This window comes from Bradyrhizobium sp. 2TAF36 (genome assembly GCF_052114925.1).
In the GTDB taxonomy this organism is placed as follows: domain Bacteria; phylum Pseudomonadota; class Alphaproteobacteria; order Rhizobiales; family Xanthobacteraceae; genus Bradyrhizobium; species Bradyrhizobium barranii.
The window spans coordinates 60,337-68,573 of sequence record NZ_JBFRFR010000048.1; the positions used below are offsets into that span (position 1 = coordinate 60,337).

General features: G+C 61.3%; 9 protein-coding genes and 1 pseudogene. 2 read left to right on the forward strand and 8 right to left on the reverse strand.

The window, feature by feature from the left end; all coding sequences use genetic code 11:
• Positions 1-15 precede the first annotated feature (15 nt).
• Together AB4Z51_RS26685 and AB4Z51_RS26690 are read right to left on the reverse strand one after the other, a co-directional pair.
• Complete coding sequence (locus AB4Z51_RS26685) at positions 16-630, reverse strand: response regulator transcription factor (RefSeq protein WP_166078228.1); 615 nt, start codon at positions 628-630, stop codon at positions 16-18.
• A gap of 2 nt (positions 631-632) precedes the next feature.
• On the reverse strand, positions 633-2,279 hold the full coding sequence (locus tag AB4Z51_RS26690; RefSeq protein WP_441498327.1) for an ATP-binding protein: 1,647 nt from the start codon (positions 2,277-2,279) through the stop codon (positions 633-635).
• 366 nt (positions 2,280-2,645) lie between these two features.
• Between AB4Z51_RS26690 and AB4Z51_RS26695 the strand changes: the two are divergent.
• Positions 2,646-2,915, forward strand: a pseudogene (locus tag AB4Z51_RS26695) (TMEM175 family protein); the annotation flags it as partial.
• A 283-nt stretch (positions 2,916-3,198) separates the two neighbouring features.
• On the opposite strand, the gene AB4Z51_RS26700 reads toward AB4Z51_RS26695, so the two are convergent.
• The 6 genes from AB4Z51_RS26700 to AB4Z51_RS26725 all read right to left on the reverse strand — a co-directional run bounded on the left by AB4Z51_RS26700 (position 3,199) and on the right by AB4Z51_RS26725 (position 6,902).
• Positions 3,199-3,711, reverse strand: a complete 513-nt coding sequence (locus tag AB4Z51_RS26700) for a YkgB family protein (protein ID WP_208089001.1) — start codon at positions 3,709-3,711, stop codon at positions 3,199-3,201.
• A gap of 19 nt (positions 3,712-3,730) precedes the next feature.
• Complete coding sequence (locus AB4Z51_RS26705) at positions 3,731-4,417, reverse strand: sensor histidine kinase (RefSeq protein WP_208089002.1); 687 nt, start codon at positions 4,415-4,417, stop codon at positions 3,731-3,733.
• A 37-nt stretch (positions 4,418-4,454) separates the two neighbouring features.
• Positions 4,455-4,709, reverse strand: a complete 255-nt coding sequence (locus AB4Z51_RS26710) for a hypothetical protein (protein WP_063980878.1) — start codon at positions 4,707-4,709, stop codon at positions 4,455-4,457.
• 134 nt (positions 4,710-4,843) lie between these two features.
• Positions 4,844-5,824 carry an L-histidine N(alpha)-methyltransferase gene (egtD, locus tag AB4Z51_RS26715; protein WP_441498328.1) on the reverse strand — a complete coding sequence of 327 codons (981 nt, stop codon included), beginning with the start codon at positions 5,822-5,824 and terminating at the stop codon, positions 4,844-4,846.
• Between the two features lie 56 nt (positions 5,825-5,880).
• Positions 5,881-6,324, reverse strand: a complete 444-nt coding sequence (locus AB4Z51_RS26720; protein ID WP_223153778.1) for a sigma-70 family RNA polymerase sigma factor — start codon at positions 6,322-6,324, stop codon at positions 5,881-5,883.
• 212 nt (positions 6,325-6,536) lie between these two features.
• Positions 6,537-6,902 carry a response regulator transcription factor gene (locus AB4Z51_RS26725; RefSeq protein WP_063980875.1) on the reverse strand — a complete coding sequence of 122 codons (366 nt, stop codon included), beginning with the start codon at positions 6,900-6,902 and terminating at the stop codon, positions 6,537-6,539.
• A 476-nt stretch (positions 6,903-7,378) separates the two neighbouring features.
• On the opposite strand from AB4Z51_RS26725, the gene AB4Z51_RS26730 reads away from it, so the two are divergent.
• Positions 7,379-7,906, forward strand: coding sequence for a YkgB family protein (locus AB4Z51_RS26730; RefSeq protein ID WP_208089005.1), 528 nt, complete (start codon positions 7,379-7,381; stop codon positions 7,904-7,906).
• Positions 7,907-8,237 lie beyond the last annotated feature (331 nt).

Sequence of the window (8,237 nt, forward strand, 5' to 3'; positions counted from 1 at the left end):
GCCAGTCCCGAAGCTTCAGCCCTGGAGTTGGAGCGCTTCTGCCATTCGAACGAGCATTGCCGCGGTCTTTGCCCCGAGCTTCCGCATCACGCTGCCACGATGCATCTTGACCGTCGCTTCGCTGATCGAGAGCTCGCTGGCGACCTGCTTGTTCATCAGACCGGATGCCACCAGCGTCATCACTTGCCGCTCGCGCGTGGTCAGGAGTGCAAACTTCTCCTGCAACTGCGCCAGGTGCGCGCTGTCGTCGCGCCGATCGATGTCCTTTCGGATCGCGGCGGTGATCGCATCGAGAAGATCCTGATCCCGTATCGGCTTGGTGAGAAAATCGACCGCCCCCAGCTTCATGCCTCTTACCGACATGGGAATGTCGCCAAAGGCGGTCATCAGGATCACCGGGATTCCGACATTGATTTTCGTCAGGTACTCCTGCAGCTCCAAGCCACTCGTGCCCGGCAATCTGACATCCAGCACCAGACACGCAGGGGCGTCCGACAGCTCAACCTTCAGGAAGTCCGAAGCAGATCCGTACAGGGCGACCTTGTAGTGCAGGGACTCGAGCAGGTCGCCAAGGGACTCGCGAACCGCGCGGTCATCGTCGACGATATGAACAACGCCGGAAGGAGGCATGTCTACCGGCTTTCCGACGTCTGAACCGCCTGGCGAAGCGGGAGAGCGAAGGTGAACTTCGCTCCGCACCTCCCGTTTTCTTCCACCCATAGCTGTCCTCCGTGGAGTTTCACTATCTTGCGGCAGATCGACAGTCCCAGACCGAGTCCCGCTCCCTTCGTCGTATAGAGCGTCTCGAAGACCCGCTCTCTATCAGCCGGGCTGATGCCGCCCCCAGTATCCGCGATTGCCACGGAAATCATACCATCGGCGACCCCCGAAGAGAGGGCCAAAATGCGGTTCCCGTCCTCGACCCCGGTCATGGCCTCGATCGCATTGCGCACGAGATTGAGCGCGACCTGCTGGACCTGAACACGGTCTGCTTCGACACGCGGCGATGATCGATCGAAGTCGGTACGGACGATGACCCCGGCCCGCTCGATTTCCCTGTTCGACAGAAGCAGAACCTCCGCAACCGCATCGTTGATATCGAACTCGGCAAAATGGACCTGCGTGCCCCTCACGAGAGAGCGGACCCCGGTCACAACCTCCGCAGCTCGACGTGCCTGCCTGATAATGCGTGCGACCGATTTCCGGGCCTCCGCGGCTTGAACGGGATCCCGGGCGAGCCACCGGAGGCAAGCTTCCGCACTCATGATCATCCCCGTCAGCGGCTGATCGATCTCGTGAATGAKCGAGCCGGCGAGTTCGCCAAGGGACGTCAGACCCGTCGCCCGCGCAAGCTCGTTTCGCGCGTCGGCGAGAGCCTGCTCCGCCGCCTTCCGTTGCGAGACGTCCGTGATGATGCCTTCCAGCTCGAGGTCTCCCGTGGGGCCCTCATCGAATTGCCCAACGGCCACGACATGCAACGTCTTGCCGTCCCGGTGGACCACGCGGTACTCGTGGGTGAAGGGCGACTTCGTGCTGATCGCCTCGGTGAGGTCCTGCTCCAGCGCGGGATAATCCTCGGGATGGACCCGGCTCCTGAACACCTCGAATGGGACGGGGTTCACGTCCAGGTCGATATCCAGGATGCGGTAACATTCGCGCGATCCGCGCGAGAGCAGGGTGCGCGTGTTCCAGCGATAGCTGCCCATCCCGCCGATCTGCTGACCTCTGACCATCCACATATTGGTCTCGCGCAGCGCCTCGAACAGGCGGACGGATTCGAATGAGACGGCGGCCTGATTGGCCAGCATGGATGTCACCCAGACGCATCGCGGCGTGAAGATCTCCGCATCTCCATCCGCTTCGAGATAGAGAACGCCAATCGCCCAGTGCTGGTGAATCAACGGCAGGCACAGCTGCGCTATCTTTCCAGACGGCGGGTTTGCGGGATCGATCAGTGCCGAGCTCTCCGCGCCGGCTTGCCTCACGACCGTTTGCTTTCGATCGAGCACCTGTTCGGCAAGGTCGCTCGGCAAGCGGAATTCGGCGTGCGGCGGGAAGGAGGCAAGGAAGTTCGCCCTCTCGCGCGGGAAGCTCGCATCGGCCTTGGCAAGCAACTCTCTTTGTCCGCTGAGCAGGATCGCCCCCCGACTGGCCCCGGAGTAACTCAGCGCCTCCATGAGAAGAGCCTTGGCCAATCCCTGATAGCTGATTTCTCTCGAGATAATCTGAAACGCCTTTGCGACCAGATCCAGTTCGTGCGTCTCGTTATCAAGCCTCATACCGAGATGTCTCGTCGTGAAAATCATTTCCAGACGTCTCGACGCATCACCCCGCCGCTTGCGTATCGAGGGGTGGGACGAGAGCGCGTCAGTACGCCGCAACATGTAACGGGACTTGCGAACGTTGCCAAGTTTGGTCGCGAGAGCCGCGGTTCACGAGCCCGCGCCATGCACGTCGTTGCGCATTCGCCCCGATTCTTTTCGAAGCAGGTGTAACCGATGCGACGTTTGCTCCGAATGTCCACGAAAGTGCGGAGCAACGGCATTGCGCCCCGCTCGCCGTCGGCATGACTCGCCTGCTGTTCAGGCCCGATCGGGGCGTCGAGACACTGCCGGGCAGGCCTGCATCGGCAAAGGACGAGAATGATGACCGCGGACTCTCCGAAGACAGAACGCCTGAATGCCCTCTCGGATGCGGTTTTTGCAGTCGTTATTACAATTCTCGCCCTGGACCTGCGCCCGCCACACGCTCCGAGCCTCGATGCTCTATTCGAACTCTGGCCGACCGTCATCGGCTACGCAGTCAGCTATCTCTTCATCGCCATCGTCTGGGTGAACCATCACCATCTTCTGCACTATGCCAGCGCGGCGACACCCCGACTGATCTGGGGAAACTTCGCTCATCTGTTTTCCGTATCGCTGCTGCCGTTCTCAACAGCCTGGATCGCGAGCTCAAAGCTGGCGCCGCTGCCCGTCACCGTCTATGCCGGCGTATTCGCCCTGGTGAACGCGACCTATCTGTTGCTGTGCTGGGAAGCCGTCGACCGGCCGGCGATCGAGGAGATCCCGAGCCAGGCGCGCATGGTGATGCGCATGCGATCCTTGACCACCCTGTTCGGCTTCCTCGCCGCGGCGGCCGTCTCGTTGCACTATCCCATGTTCGCGCTGGCCATGATCTGCATCTGCCTTGCCGTGTATCTCAAGCCTCAAGTCGCAGGACACGGGCCGCATCCTGCTTCAGCAGATACAACGATACCGCAAGCAGCACGACATCCTTCATCAGGAACGGAACGTTGCCAGTCATCGCCGGAAAGCCGCCTGCAGCAGCGTCCCAACCGTCCGGCATAAACGGAATGATCGTGACTGTTGCGATGAAGGTGCCGGTCGACCCTAGGGCGCCCAGAATCCCGAGGCGCTTGCTCCAGAAGCCCGCGAATATCAAAGCACCAAAGGTCCATTCGGCGACGCCGAGGAACCAACTGGCACCTTGATGGCCGAAAGCGGGATAGAGCCACCAGATCAGCGGACCGTTGCTGATGAAGGGGTCCAGGCGATCCGCCTCGTACGCCCACCATTTCTGGTAGCCGAAGAAGAAGAACAGGATCACCATCGACGCCCGGACAATGTGGTAATCCAGGTCTCCCGCAAGCAGCCCCGATATCGGCAGCCTGCTTGCGAACGATTTGCGCGGGGCACTCGCCAATGTACTCATGGTGTCGATCCTCCTGATCCTAACTGACAGGCCCTTGCGTGGTCAGCGTCTGACCGAGATCGATCAGAAGCCGGCAGACAAGACCGTCGGGTGCGAAGTCGAGATCGACCTGCGCGCCCGGCAGGGCCCTTGCGATCAGTTGCGTGCCAAAGCCTCTGCGTTCTGGCTTGGTCACAATCGGTCCGCCGCGCTCGCGCCACTGGATCGCAAGACCTTGTCCGCCGAGATAGGGCGGACTCTCCCAGATCACCTCGACGGCTCCTGCCGTCGATGTCAGCGCGCCGTACTTGCTCGCGTTGGTAGCCAGCTCGTGAATGATGACGTGCAGCGCCAAGGCGATGTGCGGCTCCAGCGTGAGGTCCGGCCCCGCGAGCAGAATGCGGCCTCTGTGAAACATCGCGTGCGGTTTGAGCGTTCGCTCCAGCATCGCCGCGAGAGACACGCGCTGCTCTCCCGCGGATTCGATCATCCTGTAGGCGTCGGACAGGGTCGCGATCCGTGCCGAGAGCGCCTCGCGAAAATCGGCGGTCGTATTCGCATCAGTGTTGTTCACGAAGCACAGAACGATGCTGAGGATATTGCGCATGCGATGCTGCAATTCCCTGACGACAAGCTCGAGCTCGTCATCCCGGATCGGAGCGATCCGCTCAAAGTGCGCGCACCCGCTTCCGCCGTCGTGGAACGAACCGGTGACAGTGTGCCTCATGTGCAGACCTATCGCTGTTTGCTGAACCGGATTTCGATCAACACCCGCGGCAGATTTTCAGCTTCTTGTCGAGATCTGCGTCCAGACCTTCCAGTTTCCGGTTGAAGTCGGTAATGCGCTTCTGCAACGCATCCTCGGCGACTGAATTCGGCATGAATTCATTTCCGCGCGGCTGCACCTGGACGGTCTCAGCCGGGCTCGGCGCTTTCGGCGACGGCGCCGGGAGTGGATCTGCCAGGGCGGTTAGAGGTATGGCGGCGAAGCTCAGGATGAGGGATGAACGGAGTTGCATGGTCGCGCCTCAACGCAGTTGATTGCCATGATGACGCGCACATTATGCAGCATGTGTACGAGCCTCGCTGTTCGTGGATTGCGCCGATTGAGGCGATATTGTTGGAAATGATTCCGTCTGCGCCCCGATTCATCCTAGGGCGCCGCCGGCGCGGGCCTTTGCTCCGCGAGAATGACCGAGAAGAGCCCGCTGTCGTCACTCCAATCGGCGACGGGATGCCATCCGCCGGCCTGCAGCAGGACGAAGGCATCCCTCCGCCCGTATTTGAGGCTGTTCTCCGTGTGGATGGTCTCGCCCTTCGACAACGAGAAGACGCGACCGTCGACCTCGAAGCGGACGTCGCGCGTGGCTTCCAGATGCATCTCGATACGCGCCTCCGCATCATTCCAGCGTGCCAAATGGCGAAAGGCGCCCAGGGGAATCGAGCCGCCCAGCTCGCGATTGATCCGATGCAAGAGGTTGAGATTGAATGCGGCCGTCAGCCCTTGCGTGTCGTCATATGCCGGCAGCAGAACATCCTGATGCTTGATACGATCGATGCCGATCAGCAGCATCGATCCGGCACCCAGGGTCACCGCCATCGCCCGCAACAGATCGACCGCCGCAGGCACAGTGAGGTTTCCGATCGTCGACCCCGGAAAGAAGCCGAGGCGCGCGGTCGCCCCAATCTCTTCCGGCAAAGAAAAGGGATAAGTGAAGTCGGCCTCGGTTGGATAGATCGGCAGCCCCGGGAATGCATGGGTCAGGCCTGCCGCAACCTCCCGGAGGAATTCGCCCGAGATGTCGATCGGCACATAGGCAGAAGGCTCCGTCTCTGCCAGCAACAGTCGCGTCTTTGCCGACGAGCCTGAGCCGAATTCTATGACTGCGCGGCCCGGCCCCGCGAGCGCGGCGATTTCCGATGCTGCGGACGCAAGGATCGATCGCTCGGTTCGAGTCGGGTAGTATTCGGGCAGCAGCGTGATGGCTTCAAACAGAGCCGATCCGCGGCGGTCATAAAGCCATCTCGCCGGAATTGCCTTTGGCGCGAGGCTCAGCCCTTCCATGATGTCATAGCGGAACGCCGCCGTCAGGTCGGCCACCGTAGATCGCATTTCGTTCTGGAGTTGAAGCAATTTCGGCTTTCCTTCGCACGACGTCTCGGTCGGCCCGGCCCGCGGCCGCAATGACGTCAGGAGACCAATGTGGACAATTTCTTCAGGCCGCGATGGATATTGATCTTGACCAGGGCCGCCGACTGTCCGGTCGCACCGGCCGCTCGCGCGATGCTCAGACCATTGAGCTTCACGAGGCGGATCACGCTCTCTTGCGCAGGCTTCAACCGCCCAAGCAGCTGGTCCAGCGCGGCAGCGCTGATCGCGGCACCTTCGTGATCCTCGATTGCGATGTCTTCGTCGAGCGCGAGCGCGCTGTAGCGAGACGCATCGCGCACACGATCGACCCATTTATAGCGGGCAATCGCCGTGACCCAGGCGCCGAAGGGCTTCGAGGCCGCAAACGTGTGGCGTTTCGCGTGAATGGCCAGGAGCACCTCCTGCCTCGCATCGTCGGCGGCGGGATAGGGAAGCCGGCGCGCGTAGTAGGCCCGAAGCCACAGATCCAGCTCCCGCAGCAATCGCTCATATGCGTCTCCATCCCCTGCTCGCGCCGCAAGCAAGAGCCGGCCCCATCGCTCCGAACAATCGTTCCATCTCTCCCAACGGGCCGCCTTCCGGCGATCATGACGCGGCGGATCCGTATCCCCCCGGGGTCGTGCACGCCCGGGATCGTCGCCGCAGGACGATGGCGTCGCCATAGAGGACGTGATGTCGTCACCCGAGAGCGCTTTCATCTTCGAAGGCTCCTGTCGAGACACTCAAGCAGCGCGCTCGTTTCGAACGGCTTTCTGAGAAGGCAGAATGCGCCGATCGAGGCCGCTTCGGCGTCCAGCTGCTTGTGAGGAAGCGCGGTAATGAGAATCACCGGCGCTCCGACCTTCTGCTGCTGGAGCTCGCGAACGAGGTTGAGCCCACCCATTCCAGGCATGTGAACGTCGGCAATGATGCAGTCGAAGCTGAACCGGCCGGCGTAGCTCAGCAGCGCTTCGGCCCTGTCAAACGGCTCGGAGCGGTAGCCGATCGATCGCATCAGATCCACCAAAGACAGGCACAGGGCCTCGTCGTCATCGACGACACCTACGTAAGGGACCTTCACCTGACTTACCCTCGCAAGACGCGATCATCATCGAAACGCGATCGCAACACGGGCGATTGAAGCGCAAGCCGCTCTCCAGTTGACCAGGCGGCTGCTGTCGTGGCGTTCGATGCTTGTTCGCGAGAGGCACATGTTCGGTCTCCCCAACAGAGGAAAATCCAGTAGCTGCGCCATGATCGGTTGCGCATGTCGGCCTCGAGCATGCGTTCGGTGGGTGCCTCCGACAATCTCGCGATTGTGATGCACAGACCCATACTTTGGTATGGGTTTGCGGCGCCAAGGGCGAGCCACCGAGGGCGACGCGATGTCAGGCCACGCCGATCCCGGCCGCCTGCGGCCGAACAGCGCAAGTTTGAAAAAAGCACGATAATCCGCGCACAGCGCGTCCTTCGAAGCTTGGCTACCGTTCGGATAACGACAGACGTCGACGCCGCCCTTGCCGCCAATCCGCGACCTCGAGGATGAGACGACATCAGATGGACCATCTCATAAAGAAACTGTCCGAGCTCGATCTGGTCAGAGGTGATTTTGACTACCATGCCACGCGTGTGGCGATGATCATCGTCTTCTTCGTCTTCAGCTGCCAGAAATGGTTCGACTACGAAGCGCACGCGTTGATTCCGTTCATCAGCAATGGTCCGCTGATCTTCTGGCTGTATCCGGTGTTTGGCGTGCGCGGCGCGGCCTACTTCCTGGGTTCAGCGGAATTGCTGTTTGGATTGCTTCTTCTGCTCGGCTTCTGGAACAGAAGACTGGCGGTCCTGGGGTCGCTGGGTTCATGCGCGACCTATGTCGCCACCGTCACGATCATTCCGTTTTTCCCCGACGCCTGGGCCGCGCCGGCCGGCGGCTTTCCTGCGGCCACGTTGCCGTTCCTCTTCCTCATGAAGGACGTCGTACTGCTTGCGGCTTCCGTCTATCTGCTCAAGCGGGACCTCCTCCGGGCAGCAGCCGACGTATCGCCGGCTCAGAACGGGATTGTTCGACAGGAAGCGATGCAATAGCGCCGGGCAGCACTGGAAGAGCAGGATCAGCGTGCCGGGCCGCCTGATGAACGCAGCTTCCCAGCCGGCCGCCACGGCGTTGCGCGTATCCCAGGCGTGGCAGGCGATCATGCAGAGCTGCGAGGGACGGACGCCAAGTTCATTCTCCATTCGAGCGTAGGTTTRCGGCGACGGCTTACAGATCTTGACACTGTCCTCGCTGAATGACCTTTCGAAGAATCCCGCAATTCCCCCACGCTCAAAGCTGGAGGGTCTGGAACTTCAGCCAGGTTGTTCGCAGAGTGAACAGCCTGAAGCCAGCAGCGCGGAGCCGTCTTCCAGTTCACTATTC

Excerpts from the sequence above, each read along its gene's own strand:
- AB4Z51_RS26685 (WP_166078228.1), bottom strand. The coding sequence starts at position 630 with ATGCCTCCTTCCGGCGTTGTTCATATCGTCGACGATGACCGCGCGGTT.
- AB4Z51_RS26700 (WP_208089001.1), bottom strand. The coding sequence starts at position 3,711 with ATGAGTACATTGGCGAGTGCCCCGCGCAAATCGTTCGCAAGCAGGCTG.
- AB4Z51_RS26705 (WP_208089002.1), bottom strand. The coding sequence starts at position 4,417 with ATGAGGCACACTGTCACCGGTTCGTTCCACGACGGCGGAAGCGGGTGC.
- AB4Z51_RS26710 (WP_063980878.1), bottom strand. The coding sequence starts at position 4,709 with ATGCAACTCCGTTCATCCCTCATCCTGAGCTTCGCCGCCATACCTCTA.
- AB4Z51_RS26730 (WP_208089005.1), top strand. The coding sequence starts at position 7,379 with ATGGACCATCTCATAAAGAAACTGTCCGAGCTCGATCTGGTCAGAGGT.